11 protein-coding genes are annotated in these 13893 nt (G+C 68.3%); 6 read left to right on the forward strand and 5 right to left on the reverse strand.

All coding sequences use genetic code 11. The annotated features are described in order from the left end of the window. Positions 1 to 240: 240 nt before the first annotated feature. Positions 241 to 777 (reverse strand): hypothetical protein, encoded by a 537-nt coding sequence (locus tag ACOJUJ_RS07675; RefSeq protein WP_420126273.1) that lies wholly within the window; start codon positions 775 to 777, stop codon positions 241 to 243. Positions 778 to 1259: 482 nt separating this feature from the next. Continuing rightward, on the reverse strand, positions 1260 to 2030 hold the full coding sequence (locus ACOJUJ_RS07680; protein WP_420126274.1) for a rhomboid family intramembrane serine protease: 771 nt from the start codon (positions 2028 to 2030) through the stop codon (positions 1260 to 1262). Between the two features lie 685 nt (positions 2031 to 2715). Here ACOJUJ_RS07680 and ACOJUJ_RS07685 point away from each other — a divergent pair. Beyond that, a complete protein-coding gene (locus ACOJUJ_RS07685; RefSeq protein ID WP_420126275.1) occupies positions 2716 to 3492 on the forward strand; it encodes a nucleotidyltransferase domain-containing protein in 777 nt (258 codons plus the stop codon). A gap of 556 nt (positions 3493 to 4048) precedes the next feature. Here the strand turns inward: ACOJUJ_RS07685 and ACOJUJ_RS07690 are convergent. Next, the gene (locus ACOJUJ_RS07690; protein ID WP_420126276.1) at positions 4049 to 4786 is read right to left on the reverse strand and encodes a LytR/AlgR family response regulator transcription factor; all 738 of its coding nucleotides are present in this window, start codon (positions 4784 to 4786) and stop codon (positions 4049 to 4051) included. Further along, positions 4783 to 5769 carry a sensor histidine kinase gene (locus tag ACOJUJ_RS07695; RefSeq protein ID WP_420126277.1) on the reverse strand — a complete coding sequence of 329 codons (987 nt, stop codon included), beginning with the start codon at positions 5767 to 5769 and terminating at the stop codon, positions 4783 to 4785. The genes ACOJUJ_RS07690 and ACOJUJ_RS07695 overlap by 4 nt, the downstream gene beginning before the upstream one ends. A gap of 213 nt (positions 5770 to 5982) precedes the next feature. On the opposite strand from ACOJUJ_RS07695, the gene ACOJUJ_RS07700 reads away from it, so the two are divergent. The 5 genes from ACOJUJ_RS07700 (at position 5983) to ACOJUJ_RS07720 (ending at position 12124) form a co-directional block, all read left to right on the forward strand. Further along, the gene (locus ACOJUJ_RS07700; protein ID WP_420126278.1) at positions 5983 to 6861 is read left to right on the forward strand and encodes an ABC transporter ATP-binding protein; all 879 of its coding nucleotides are present in this window, start codon (positions 5983 to 5985) and stop codon (positions 6859 to 6861) included. A 9-nt stretch (positions 6862 to 6870) separates the two neighbouring features. Next, positions 6871 to 10449, forward strand: a complete 3579-nt coding sequence (locus ACOJUJ_RS07705) for a M1 family aminopeptidase (protein WP_420126279.1) — start codon at positions 6871 to 6873, stop codon at positions 10447 to 10449. Positions 10450 to 10636: 187 nt separating this feature from the next. After that, positions 10637 to 10870 (forward strand): antitoxin, encoded by a 234-nt coding sequence (locus ACOJUJ_RS07710; protein WP_420126280.1) that lies wholly within the window; start codon positions 10637 to 10639, stop codon positions 10868 to 10870. Next, positions 10870 to 11268 (forward strand): type II toxin-antitoxin system VapC family toxin, encoded by a 399-nt coding sequence (locus ACOJUJ_RS07715; protein ID WP_420126281.1) that lies wholly within the window; start codon positions 10870 to 10872, stop codon positions 11266 to 11268. Before ACOJUJ_RS07710 ends, ACOJUJ_RS07715 begins: the two co-directional genes overlap by 1 nt. 298 nt (positions 11269 to 11566) lie before the next feature. Beyond that, positions 11567 to 12124, forward strand: a complete 558-nt coding sequence (locus tag ACOJUJ_RS07720) for a YqhA family protein (RefSeq protein WP_420126282.1) — start codon at positions 11567 to 11569, stop codon at positions 12122 to 12124. 136 nt (positions 12125 to 12260) lie between these two features. On the opposite strand, the gene ACOJUJ_RS07725 is transcribed toward ACOJUJ_RS07720, so the two are convergent. Then, positions 12261 to 13787 (reverse strand): serine hydrolase domain-containing protein, encoded by a 1527-nt coding sequence (locus tag ACOJUJ_RS07725; RefSeq protein WP_420126283.1) that lies wholly within the window; start codon positions 13785 to 13787, stop codon positions 12261 to 12263. Positions 13788 to 13893 lie beyond the last annotated feature (106 nt).

Genomic DNA, 13893 nt, shown 5'->3' on the forward strand with positions numbered 1-13893 from the left:
CAGTTATCCGTAGCGCGGCGGTGCGTGTGTGCGAAAAACAAGCTTCCGGCGGAGTTATCCACAACCTGCTGCGGGGAGCAACGCGTGGGGGCACTCTCCTCGCAGCCCGTGGATAACTCCGGAATAACTATAAGGAACAGGCAACAGCCAGAGGAACAGAGGACGGAATGCGGATCACCTCTGTTCCTCTGGCTGTTCTCGGTCCCTCTGTACCTTCCGATGTTGTTTTCCGTATTGCGATTACGGCCGGATCTGCAGGTTTCCCCGTACCAGGTCGTACATCGGCAGCACGAGGGAGGCGTTGCTGCAGAAGAGCTGCGGCTGTCCCGGCTGCTGAAAGCTGAAGGCCTGGCTGGACTGGTCAGGCGCCGCACTCGCCCCCTCGCCGTTGTCGACCATCACCAGGCGGAACGAAGCGTACTCCTCGTACGGCACGCCGTTCACCTTCGTGAGCACGCCGCCCACGTAAGCCCGGTTGCCGACGATGGTGAAGCAGACGACGTCGGCTTCGTACGTGTCTTCATCGCCCCACCGCTGTTTGAGGAAGAACCTGCCGCTGACGGTTCCGTCCGCCGACTTGCGGGCGTGAATCTCCATCCTGCGAAGTCCCTCCGGGGCCTGGATGTCGGCGTTTCCGTTGATCGACTGCACGACGCCGTTCGACGCGGAAGCAGCGGACACGCGCATTTCCGCGGGAGTGGCGGGCAGCTGCGGGTGGTCGGCACAGCTGGCGAGGGCAAGGACGCTGGCCGCCAGGGCGATGAAACGGGATCTCATGATGGTCCTCCTCGATGAGTAATGAACGCGCGCCATGCGCCTGCACGGCGCGACACAATCGTCCGCTCGGGTGTGATGCCGAGCGCCACGAGTGTAGGTCCGGGCAATCCGTGCTGTCAACGAAAAAAAGCGTCCCGGCGTCGTGCTGATTGGCCTGGAGTGGTTGAAGCGGTGGAGGAGGTGGAGATCGAGTACTGAACGTGAGGATTGGGTGCGGCTCTCCGGGAGATACAAAGGACCGGCCTCCGAAGAACCTCGGAAGCCGGTTTTCCTTCATTGCGCCGATCCAGGAACAGTCTCATACCATCTCCCGGATTTCGATGTGCAGTGAGGGGAACGATTTTCACGCGGAGGCGCGGAGAAAACAGAAGAGGCGCGGAGGGAACGCCAAAAACGCCTCCGCGCCTCATCCGTTCCTCCGCGCCTCCGCGTGATGCTTTCCGTCGTTCCTCTGATTGCACGCCGAAGTGCGAGAAATGGTATCACGTCTTTGGCGGCGCCGGATCGTCGGGGGGGACAAAGCTGGAGAGGAAGGTGGTTTCCCGCGCCGTGAGCGATCCCAGTCCGTGCGCGGTAATCTTTTCGAGGATGCGGTTGATCTCCTCGCGGTTCACCTCGTGCACCTTGGTGAGGTCGATGGCCCGGTAGCCGGCCACGCGCCGCACGGCGTCGGGCGGGGCGGCGGTGGCCATGCGCTTGAACGCGGTGCGCTTGTGGTCCAGCCAGCGCAGGTACAAAAACGCGCCCAGGTAGCCGCCCAGGTGCGCGAAATGCGCCACGCCGCCGCCCACACCGCCAAAGCCGCTCCACAGCGCGAACAGCGTGGTGACGGCAACCAGGACGCGCGCCGGCACCGGCAGGACACCCCAGATGAAGATCCTTTCGTCCGGCCAGAACCAGGCGAACGCCAGCATTACGCCAAACACGCCGCCCGAGGCGCCGACGATGGCCGAGTGGGGCGAAAAGAGTACCGACAGCAGCGCGCCGGTAATGCCGCTCAGAAAGTACAGGATGGCGAACGGGCGCGAGCCGATGCGGTCCTCCACGCGCGGTCCGAAGAAGAAGAGCGACAGCATGTTGAACAGCAGGTGCATCAGGTCGCCGTGCAGGAACATGTACGTCACGACGGACCACGGACGCACCAGCGCCAGCGCCGGCACGAAGACAAAGGCGTCCGCCAGGCCCTGCAGCGACTGCTGCAGGAAGAACGCGGCCACGTTGGCGATGAGCAGTGCGCGGACGACAGGTGTCACGGAGGTGGCTTCCGGGGCATGGGTTCTGGCTTCGGCAGGGAAGATAGCCCGGTGGCGCGCCGCGGCGGTAGGCTGCGGCGACAATTGCCCGTGCGGCGGCCGTTCCTGGCGAAGGTGTGGATCGTCTGGGGCGTGCTGCTCACGGCCTGGCTGCCCGTGATCGGGCGCTGGATGCGCCGCACGCTCGCGGTGGGTCCGCGTCCGCCTTTGGAGCGCGTGGAAATGGAATCGCGGAACGTGCTACCGTCCCAGGCTCCGTAGCGCCTCGGCGCTCGCGGCTCACGGGGACGAACGGCGGCCGCTTCAGCGGGGGCAGCAGGTCGGTGCCGGCACTCCGCTATCTGCACGTCAGATACACCAGCTCCGGCCGCAGCGTCTGGACGGCCGTGACCGCCGACCACAGCGGGCCGCTCGCCCGCGACGGTTACCCGGTCGAAAATCGCCAACATGGCGCGTGGCTGGGAGGGGCGGCAGAGCTGTTCGAACGATGGCGTCATCTGTTCCTATGATACTTGACGGGAATGGTGGGGCAGGCTATCCATGTGTGGGCCGTGACCCGTTCGTCCCGCCGGACGCGCCGCGGGCCAGGGATCCTGTCGCAATCCGCGCGGGCACGCCTCCGTAACGTCCATCCCCGCTCGCGGGGAGCCCCGCCGTACCCCTCCAGCCAGAAACGGTCGAGCCGATGAGTGTTGCCACTGAGTCCGCACAGGTGTACGCGATCGCTCCCGACGACGACGGCCGGATCGCCTTTCCGCCGGCCATGGAGGCGCGCTTCAGGCCGGCGCTGGCGGCGGTGTACGACGAGATGCTTGCCCGCCAGGATGCGATCGCGCTTCTCTGCTTTGGCTCGGCGCCGCGTGGCGAGGCCAAGCCCAACTCCGACCTGGACGTCTTTGCCGTTATCCACGGCACCGAGTACTGGAGGCAGAGCCGCATGATCAACGGCGTGGAGGTGCAGCTGCAGGTGGGGCCGCTGCAGTTCTGGCGCGTGCAGATTGAAAAGGGGCACCCCGTCCTGATCGACGCGTTCGCCACGGGCGAACTGCTGTTTGACCGGACGGGCGAGGCCACGGTGCTCAAGCGTGACGCGGAGGAGCGCTATCACAGAGGGCCGAGGGAGCCCGCCCCCGAGTACTTCGAGCGGCAGCGCTACATGATCACGAACTCGGTGCGTGACCTGGAGGACATGTCCGAGGACAGCGTGGAGGCACGCATGCTGGCCGGTGTCATGGTGTTGGAGGCGCTGAACTTCTGGGGCGCGAATCAGCTGATCTGGCCGCACCGCAAGCCGTCCGTCATGCTGCGCCGCCTGCAGGGCCGCGACCCCTCGCTTGCCGCGAAAATCGAGAGCTTCTACGCCTCGTCCTCGCCCGCTCACGCCATCGCGTTTACGGATGCGGTGCTGGAGCAGGCAGGCGGCCGCCTGTACGTGTTCTCCACGGACCCCGAACCCGTGTAAACGCCGGCGGTCCATTTTCGCACCAGCCCCCGATGCGCGCCCGCGCCTCGGGGGCTGGTTGCTTCTACTGTTGATATCCCATCCGGCAAACTGTCACGGTTCGTTGTGCACTCGTAGCGAATCCGGGTACACCAGCTACCTCCAGAACCGGATATCTCCTCATCTCACACGGAATCCGGGAAACACCTGTCATTCTGAGCGAGCGCCCCCGTCGGGCTCTCGGGAACGCCACGAAGCCAGTGGCGCGACCGAAGAATCTCCTTCCCCTCGCGCGGAACCCCTTTCCGGGCAACGCCCGGGAACCCCGTCGTGACGGAAAGAACCGCGCGTTTCAGCATAGAGATTCTTCGGTCGGCGCCATGCTCCTGCGCGAGCGGAGAGCGTTGCTCGGCGCCTCCCTCAGAATGACAGTTTTGTCGAATCTTGTATCGCATCACACGGGGTCAACGGTAAAGAACAAAACCGTTGACCCCGTGCCCGTGTGAGACAAGTCCTTTTTCCATGATCTGGGATCGGGTGCACATTCCGAGAGGAGGCGTCGCACAGCCGAGGCCGGCTACCGTCCCAGGCTCCGCAGCTCCTGGGCGCGCGCGCGGCTCACGGGGACGCGGGCGCCATCGAGCAGCTCCGCTTCCAGGTTGCCGCGGGCGTCACGGCGAAACGCGCGCACCTGGTCCAGGTTCACGATGTGGGTGCGGTGCACGCGCACAAACCGGCGCGGGTCCAGGCGGGCCTCAAGACGGCTGAGCGAAAGGTGCAGCAGGTGCCGGGCATTCCCGGCGTGCGCGGTCACGTAGTCGCCGTCCGCCTGGAACCACGACACGCGCTCCACCGGGATGGGCACGAGCGTTCCGCCGCTCCGCACGAACAGGCGACTGATGGGCCCGCCCGCCAGCGCGCCGCTCAGCCGCTCGAAGGTGTCGGCCGGGGCGGGCCCGCCCAGGGCAGCGCGCACGCGCTCCATCGCCGCCGCCAGCCGCCCGGGGCCAAACGGCTTCAGCAGGTAGTCCACCGCGCCCAGCTCAAAGGCGGTCACCGCGTGCTCGGAGAACGCCGTGGTAAAGATGACGAACGGCGGCCGCTCCAGCCGGCGCAGCACGTCCGTCCCCAGCAGCCCCGGCATCTGCACGTCCAGAAAGACCAGCTCCGGCCGCAGCCGCTCGATCTCCCGCAGCGCCCCCTCCCCGTCGGCCGCCTCGCCCACGACGGTCACCCAGTCGAACGCCGCCAGCATGGCGCGCAGCCCCGCGCGCGCCACCGGCTCGTCGTCCGCGACGAACGCGGTGACCTTCACCGCTCCCTCCCACGCGTCCGCGGCACCACGAGGGCCGCCTGGTATCCGCCGTCCCCGGCGGGGCCGGCTTCCAGCCGCGCCGCGCCGCCGTACAGCACCGCCAGCCGCTCGCGCAGCCGCGCCAGCCCCGTTCCCGCGCCCGTCGCCGTCGCGGGCACGGGCCGGTCTTCATCCCCCGAGTTCCGCACCGAGAGCGTCAGCGCGGAGCCGCTGCCCGTGGCGGTGACCACGATCTCCGTCGCGGCCACGCGCGGCGCGGCGCCGTGGCGCACGGCGTTCTCCACCAGCGTCTGCAGCGCAAAGGCGGGGACGCGCGCGTCCAGCAAGTTCTCGGGCACGTCGGCGCGCACGATCAGCCGGTCGCCAAAGCGGATCCGCTCCACGGCCAGGTAGCGGTCCACGAAGCCCCATTCATCCTCCAGCGTCACCTCGTCGCGCTGCTCCTCCAGGGTGGCGCGCAGCAGGTCGGCGACCAGCTCCGCCGCCTCCATGGCCCGCGCCGGATCGGCGGGGATCAGCTGCACGATGGTGTGCAGCGCGTTGAACAGAAAGTGCGGGTGCAACTGCGCCCGAAGCGCCGCCAGCTGCGTGCGCGCCGCCACCGCCTCGGCGCGTGCGGCGCGCGCGCTTCCCTCCACGGCATGGGCCACCCCGGCCACGATCGCGTAGAAGATGATCCCCAGGATCAGGTGCATCTCCACCCGGCTCGCCCCCTCCACGTCGGATACGTATCCGGGAATGAGCATCGCCTCCAACGTGGTCGCGAGCGCCATCCACAGCAGGCCCGCGGCCGGCGCGGCGACAAGGTGAAGCGCCGCGAACCGCGGGCGGAACGGCCGCGGCCACGGGACTCGGCGAGCCAGGCGGTAGACCAGGTAGGCGACCACGGCCCCGGTGCCGAACGTGATCGCCGCGGCCGCCTTTTCCCCTTCCCGCCACACCGGCGCGGTCTGCTGAAGGGAGGTCGTCAGGATCAGGTGCATCGAATGGATCGCGGGCAGAAGGCGTAGAGGGCGTGGCTCCCCATGATGATACCAGCCCCCAGGAGGTGCCGGCGACCTCCGGACGCCCCATTCGACCGGCCCGATCTGCCGTTCGGCGAAGGGCGGCTTCCGGGAGTTCGCGCGGCCTTCCACCTTCCGTCAGCGAACCGGTCGATCCTTCCGTTCCACCCCCATCCCTCTCCGAGAATCCCGATGCTGGACCTTCACGACGTCAGCCACGTCTACGCCAACGGCACGCGCGCCCTCGATCACGTAACGCTGTCCATCCCGCGCGGCATGTTCGGCCTGCTGGGCCCCAACGGCGCCGGCAAGTCCACCCTGATGCGGACGATCGCGACGCTGCAGACGCCCACGGAGGGGGCGATCCGCTTTGGCGACGTCGACGTCATCCGCGAGCCTGAGGCGCTGCGGCGCACGCTGGGCTACCTGCCGCAGGACTTTGGCGTGTATCCGCGCGTCTCCGCCTACGAGATGCTGGACCACATGGCCGTGCTCAAGGGCGTCGCGTCCGGCGCCGACCGCAAGGCTACGGTGGAAACCCTGCTGCACCAGGTGAACCTCTGGAGCGTCCGCAAAAAGGCCCTGGCCGGCTTTTCCGGCGGCATGCGGCAGCGCTTCGGCATTGCGCAGGCGCTGATCGGCAACCCGGGGCTGATCATTGTCGACGAGCCCACCGCCGGGCTGGATCCGGAGGAGCGCAACCGGTTCCTGAACCTGCTGGCGGAGATCGGCGAGAGCGTGGTGGTGATCCTTTCCACCCACATCGTCGAGGACGTGGCGGACCTGTGCCCGCGCATGGCGGTGCTGGCGGCGGGCCGTGTGCAGCTGCAGGGCGCGCCGCAGGAACTCATCCACCGCACCCGCGGCAGGATATGGATGAAGGACGTCCATCGCGGCGATCTGTCTTCGCATCGCGAGCGGTACGAGGTGCTTTCCACCCGACTGTTCGCCGGCCGCACCATCGTCCACGTGCTCGCCGACCAGGATCCCGGCGACGGCTTTGCCCCGGTGGACGCCGGGCTGGAGGACGTCTACTTCTCCACGCTGGCGCAGTCGCGCCGCGCGGCCTGAGGCATCACAATGCTGATCGACATCGCCCGCTTCGAGTTTCGCTACCTGCTGCGGAACCCGCTGCTGTGGATTACCGCCGCGGCGACCTTCGCGCTGTTTCTCGTCACCACCAGCATGGGCTTCGGGCTGGCCGCCGAGGGCGGGCTGCTGGAGAACGCGGCCTGGGCCACGCTGCAGAAGTACCTGATGGTCTCCGTCGTCTTCATGTTCGTGACGACGTCGTTCGTGGCCAACGCCGTCCTTCGCGACGACGAGACCGGCTTTGGCCCCATCATCCGCTCCACGCGCATCGGCAAGGCCGGCTACCTGATCGGCCGCTTTGGGGGCGCGTTCGCCGTGACGGCGCTGTGCCTGCTGCTGGTGCCGCTGGGCGTCTGGCTGGGCTCGCGGATGCCGTGGGCCGATCCCGCGGCGCTGGGGCCGGTCCGGCTGGCGGACCACCTGTACGGCTACCTTGTGGTCGCGCTGCCCAACCTGCTCATCCACTCCGCCGTCTTTTTCGCCCTGGCGACCGTCACGCGCTCCATGATGGCCAGCTACCTGGGGGTGATCGGCTTCATCTCGGGCTTCTTCGTCCTGCAGGGTGCGTTCGCTGACCGGCCTCAGCTGGATGCGCTCGTCGCGATCGCGGAGCCGTTTGGCGGGCGCGCGCTGACGGACGCCACACGGTACTGGACGGTAGCGGAGCGCAACGTGGCGCTGCCGGATCTCGCTGGCGTGCTGCTCTACAACCGGCTGCTCTGGATCGGCATTGCCCTCCTTTGCCTGGCGCTCGCCCATGCCGCCTGGCGCGTAGCGGGGCAGGGGATGTCGAAGCGCGAGCGCCGCGGGCAGAAGCTCGCCGAGCGCGCGTCCGCGGAAGCGCCGCGCGCGGCGGAGACGGGGGTGCTGCCCCGGCCGCAACACGGTCCCGCGGCGCTGCGGGCGCTGCTGTGGATGCGCACGAGGTTCGAGATCAAACAGGTGGTCCTGAGCCCGGCGTTCGTGGTGTTGACGGCGTGGGGGATGTACATCACCCTGCTGGTCCTGACCACGCAGCGCGACCCGGACGGCCGCCCCACCTATCCCACGACGCTCTCGATGATTCCGGAGATCGCGGAGGGGATGGGGATGACGCCGCTGATCGTGGCCATCTTCTACGCGGGCGAGCTGGTCTGGCGCGAGCGCGACCGGCGGATGCACGAGTTGGTGGACGCGGCGCCCATGCCCAGCTGGGTGTACGTGGTGTCCAAGACGCTGGCGATGGGGCTGGTGCTGATGACGATGCTGCTGGCGTCCGTCGCCGCGTCCGTCGCCCTGCAGCTGTCCCTGGGATTCACGGAGCTGGAACTGGGCAAGTACCTGCTGTGGCACGTGCTGCCGACGACGTGGGACATGCTGCTGCTGGCGGCGCTGGCGATCTTTGTCCAGGCGATCAGCCCCCACAAGGCGGTCGGCTGGGGGATCATGGTGCTCTTTCTGGCGTGGCAGCAGCTGAACACGGCCGTCGACCACAACCTCCTGCGGTACGGCGGGACGCCCGGCGTGCCGCTGAGCGACATGAACGGTGCCGGGTCATTCTGGGTGGGCGCCTGGACGTTTCGCGTGTACTGGGGCGCCTTTGCCGTGCTGCTGCTGGTGGCCGCGCACCTGCTGTGGCGGCGCGGCACCGAGGTGCGGCTGCGGCCCCGGCTGGCGTTCGCGCGGCGGCGCCTGAGGGGTGCGCCGGGATGGCTGGCGGGCGCGGCGCTGCTCGCGTTCACGGAGACGGGCGCGTACGGCTTCTACAACACCGACGTGCTGAACGAGTACCGGACGCAGGGCGCCGGCGAGGCGCACATGGCCGCGTACGAAAAGAAGTACGGACGATACGCCGACCTGCCGCAGCCCAGGATCGTGGAGCTGACGCTGGACGTCGCCCTGTACCCGGAGGAGCGGCGGGCGGTGACGAAGGGCCGCTATCGGCTCCGCAACCTGACGGCGCGGGCGATCCCCGACATCCACGTCCGCGTTCTGGGCGACGATCTGGAGCTTGCCGGCGCGACGATCCCCGGCGCGCGGCTCATCCGCGACGATGCGGAGCACGGCTACCGCATCTATCGCCTGGACCGGCCCATGCAGCCCGGCGAGGAGCGGGTGATGGCCTGGGAGACGCGGCTCCAGATCCGCGGCTTTCGCAACCAGCCTACGTTCACCCGGCTGGTGGAGAACGGCACGTTCCTCAACGAAAGCCACCTGATGCCGGCGATCGGCCTGGCTCGCGCCTTTACGCTGCAGGACCCCGAGGCGCGACGGAAGTACGCCCTGCCGCGGGCACCCGGCGTTCCGAAGCTGGAAGACGTGGCCGCCACGGCGAACACCACGTACGGTCGGGGATGGGCGAAGTCCGACATCACCGTGTCCACGTCGGCGGACCAGACGCCGCTGGCGCCCGGCAACCGGGTTTCGGACGTGGTGCGGGGCGGCCGGCGCACCGCGCGCTTCGTCTCGGCCGTGCCGATCCACCCGCGCTTCTCCATCCAGTCCGCCCGCTACGCGGAAAAGCACCGCCGGCACGCCGGCGTGGACCTGGCCGTCTACTACCACCCCGCCCACGCGTGGAACGTGGACCGCATGCTCGACGCGATGGCGGCGGCGCTGGACTACTACCAGGCGAACTTTGGCCCGTACCCGTTCGACCACGCCCGGATCGTGGAGTTTCCGGGGTATCTGGACTTTGCGCAGGCGTTTCCCGGCACCATCCCCTACTCCGAAGACGTGGGTTTCGCCTCCGATTTCAGCGCGCCGGAGTCGATGGACTACGTAACCTACCTTACCGCGCACGAGCTGGCGCACCAGTACTGGGCACACCAGGTGGTCGGGGCCGAGATGGAGGGCCGCGAACTGCTCTCCGAGACGCTGGCCCAGTATTCGGCGCAGATGGTGGTGAAGAAGCTGCGCGGGGAAGATTACATGCGCCGCTACCTGCGGTACGAGCTGGACCGCTACCTGGAGGGCCGCGAGTACGCGGCCGGGGCGGAGCCGACGCTTACCCGCGTGGACGGGCAGGACCACGTCACCTACCGCAAAGGCGCGCTCGCCATGTACCTGCTGCAGCGGCGGATGGGCGAGGACGCCGTCAACCGGGCGCTGCGGACGCTCCTGGGCCGCTACCGGTTCGCGGGCGCGCCGTACCCCCGCTCGCTGGATCTGGTCGCCGCCCTGCGCGCGGAGGCCCGCACGCCGGAGGAGCAGGCGCTGATCACCGACCTGTTCGAGCGCCTGACCCTCTACCACCTGCAGACCACGCAGCCCACGGCGGTCCGCCGCGCGGACGGCCGATGGGACGTGACGGTGCCGGTGGAGGCGAAGAAGCTCTACGTCGATTCCGCGGGTGCCGAGACGGAGGTGCCGCTGGCCGAGCGCATCGAGATCGGCCTCTTTACCGCCGAGCCGGGCCGCGACGCGTTCGATCCATCGCACGTGGTGCTGCTGGAGCGCCATCCCATCCGCTCCGGCCGCCAAGTGCTGCGTTTCGTCACGGACAAGAGGCCGACGCATGCCGGCATCGACCCCTACAACTACTACATCGACCGCAACTCAACCGACAACGTGCTGGCGGTGAAGTAGAGGGCGGTGCAACAGCCGCGGTGAAGTCTGCCGCGCCTGCTGCGCGTTTGTCTCCGGCGCGGCGTCGTTGAGGAGCCTGGAGGGCGGGCAGCGACTCGGACCACGGAGCGCGCGCACCATCGAGGGGATGGTTGACGTCTACCAGAGGCTGGCCTATGCTTAAGCATAGGTCAACCGGAGGTGACTCGTGAGCGCACAACGTCGCGTCAAGCTGTTCAGGAACGGTCGGAACCAGGCAGTACGCATCCCTCGCGAGTTCGAGCTGTCCGGCGAGGAAGCCATTTTGCGCAAAGAAGGCGAGCGGCTGGTCATCGAACCCGCGCCACCCCGGTCGCTGCTGGCGTTGCTGGCGACCCTGGAGCCGATCGACGAGGCGTTCCCGCCGATCCCGGAGCTATCGATAGACTCGGTGGATCTCTGATGCGCTACCTGCTGGACACGAACATCCTCTCGGATCTCGTGCGTCAACCGCAGGGCCTTGTTGCTCAGCGCATTCGCCAGACCGGCGAGGCGAACGTTTGCACGAGTATCGTCGTGGCGGCTGAGCTCCGGTTTGGCGCCGAGAAGAAGGGTTCGGCGCGGCTCACGGCGCAGGTGGAAGCGGTGCTTGGGGTTCTCGATGTCCTTCCCGTCGAGGCCCCCGCGGACGCGGTGTACGGGGCCCTCCGCGCGCGCCTTGAACGTATGGGTCAGCCGATCGGCGGCAATGACCTGCTGATCGCCGCGCAGACGGTTGCCCTCAGCTATACCCTGGTCACCGACAATGAGCGGGAGTTCAAGCGGATCGCGGAGCTGCCCGTGGAGAACTGGCTTAGATAAGGCGGCTGCCATCGCCGGGGGCTAACTGGAAAGAGATTCAGAGCCGATGGCGGCGGTGTGCTGGGGCGGCTGCTGGAACGCCGCGGTCACGCTGGCCGGGAAGCAGCAGGACTAAGTAATCAGCCCTACCGAGTGGGGAGCACGCCACCGCGGCGTGCTGGCCACAAGAGAGGGGGCTCCGGGTCGCGGAGCCCCCATCTTTTATCTCTCCGTGCTCCGCGCCCTTGCGAGCGTGGGTGCGAGCGCCACCTTTCTGGCCGCGAACGCACACACGACCTCATGCGGACCACCGGATCAAATGAGCATCGAACGCCGCTTTGAAGGACTTCTCTGGAACAGCCGCCTTATCGTGCTGGTGGCCGTGGTGGCCAGCCTGGTGGTCGCGGGCGCGATGTTCTTTGTCGCCACCATCGACGTCATCCAGCTGGTGAGCCACCTGGGCGCCTACGCCGACTTTCACCTTGCCCCGGAAGCGCGCGCCGCGCTGCGTTCGACCACGGTGACGCACGTGGTGGAGGTGGTGGACGGGTACCTGCTCGCCGCCATCATGCTGATCTTTGCCCTGGGGCTGTACGAGCTGTTCGTGAGCCGCATCGAGGTGGCGGAGGGTTCGGAGTTCGCCGAGCGGCTGCTCCTCATCCGCAGCATGGACGACCTGAAGAGCCGCCTGGCCAAGGTGGTCCTGCTCATCCTGGTGGTAAAGTTCTTCGAGTACGCCCTGCAGATCGAGATCAACACCGCGCTGGACCTGCTTTACCTGGGGCTCGGCACGCTTCTCGTTTCCGGTGCGCTGTGGCTGAGCCACGGCAAGGAGGGCCATCCTCCGCACACGCCGGCGGACGAAACCACCAGGTAATCGAGCATCGGCCTGACGCAGAATCCGCACAAAGAATGAGTCTCACACGGAGTCAGCAGAGTCAGCAGAGCAAAAACTCTGTTGACCCTGTTGACTCTGTGTGAGACCCTGTTTTTTGCCTCCGACTCCGCGGCGATCAGGGCCGCGGACTCGTCCCCTGCGGCGGCGCGGCGGCGGGAGCGGCGGCCGGCGCGGGCGGCAGCTCCCGGTGCCCCAGCAGCGTCTGGGCGCGGCGCACCAGCGCACCCGTCTCGCCGGCCATGTTGGCCAGCGCCACGGTGATGGTCCCGCTGGGCCGGTGCACGGCCACGTAGTCCGAAACCCCCGGCCCGCCGCCCGTGTGCCCGGCGATGTTGCCGCTGGGGGAGAGAAGCTGGATTCCGTACCCGTACGACGGCGATCCCAGCGCGGGCTTGGGCGTCAGCATGGCTTCCGTCATCCGCGGGCTGAGCAGCTGGCTGCCCACCAGCGCGCGCATGAAGGTGTACAGGTCGCGCGCGGTGGAGTAGCCGCCGCCGGCGGGCGTGCCGCGCACGGGCATGTCGAACGTCACGTTGCGCCACCCCCGGCCCGCGGCGCTGCCGGTAAGCTCGTAGTTGGAGGCCAGCCCCTCGACCACGGCGTCGCGCGCGTACGCCTCGGTGTCCGGCATCCCCAGCGGCTGAAAGAGAGTCCGGCGCACGTGGGCGTGGTACTCCTCGCCGGTCACCCGCTCCAGGATGGCGCCCAGCACCAGAAAGCCGGTGTTGCTGTACCCCCACCGGGTGCCGGGCTCAAAGTCCAGCCGGTCGTTGGCCAGGTGGGGCAGAAAGTCGGCGACGCCGCGAAACGTGGCGCGGTTCAGCGGCGCCATCTCGGGCGTGAACAGAAAGTCGCCCAGTCCCGACGTGTGCGTCAGCAGGTGCTCGATCCGCACTTTGCGGGCGATCGCCGTGTCCAGCACGCCGGGAAGGTGCTTCTCCACCGGGTCCTGCAGCGACAGCCGGCCGCTTTCCACCAGGCGCAGGATGGCCACCGCGGTGAACATCTTGTTGATGGAGCCCAGGTTGTAGCGGGTGTCAGGCCGGTTGGGGACGCGATACTCCCGGCTGGCCAGCCCGTATGCGTCCTCGTGGAGCACGCGGTCGCCCCGGGCCACCAGCAGCGCGCCCGAGTACAGGTTCGCCTCCGCCAGGCCGACCGCATAGGCGTGCAGCTGGCGCATCGCCTCTTCATCGCTCGCGGCGGCCGGCGCGGGTGCGCTGGGCGGTCCTCCGCCCGGCTGCGGCGGGCCCACCTGGCGCACCTGGTACGGGGCCGCCGTATCAACCAGAACCCGGAAGCGAAAATACTCCTCCGTGGCCGGGCTGTAATACACGAGCGTCACGTCGCCCGGCGCCGGTTCCGACACCGAGCGCAGCTCCCGCCCCGCCAGCCGTCCGCCGATCTGAAAGAGCGTGCCCAGGTGCTGCGGCATGGGCGCAATGCGCATGAACTCCGGGGCAAAGCGTTCTTCCACAAAGCGGTGCATGGCCGCCGAGTCTGCCGCGATCGCCAGCCGCGCCAGCTCCTGCGCGCGCTCCACCCGGGGAGAGGCGGCCGCCGCCGGTTGCTGCGCGCCCGCCCCGGCCGTGAAGGCGAACAGCGTGCCCGCGCCCAGCAGGGTGATGAGGTGTCGCCGCATGAGCATCCGGGTTTCGGTTGATGAAGGAAAGAAAGGTGGCGCGGTCGATCCGGGGCGATGCGGCACCGATCATACCACGATCTGTCTACGCCCAGCCGTCCAGGGG

Source organism: Longimicrobium sp. (assembly GCF_048594345.1).
GTDB lineage: Bacteria > Gemmatimonadota > Gemmatimonadetes > Longimicrobiales > Longimicrobiaceae > Longimicrobium.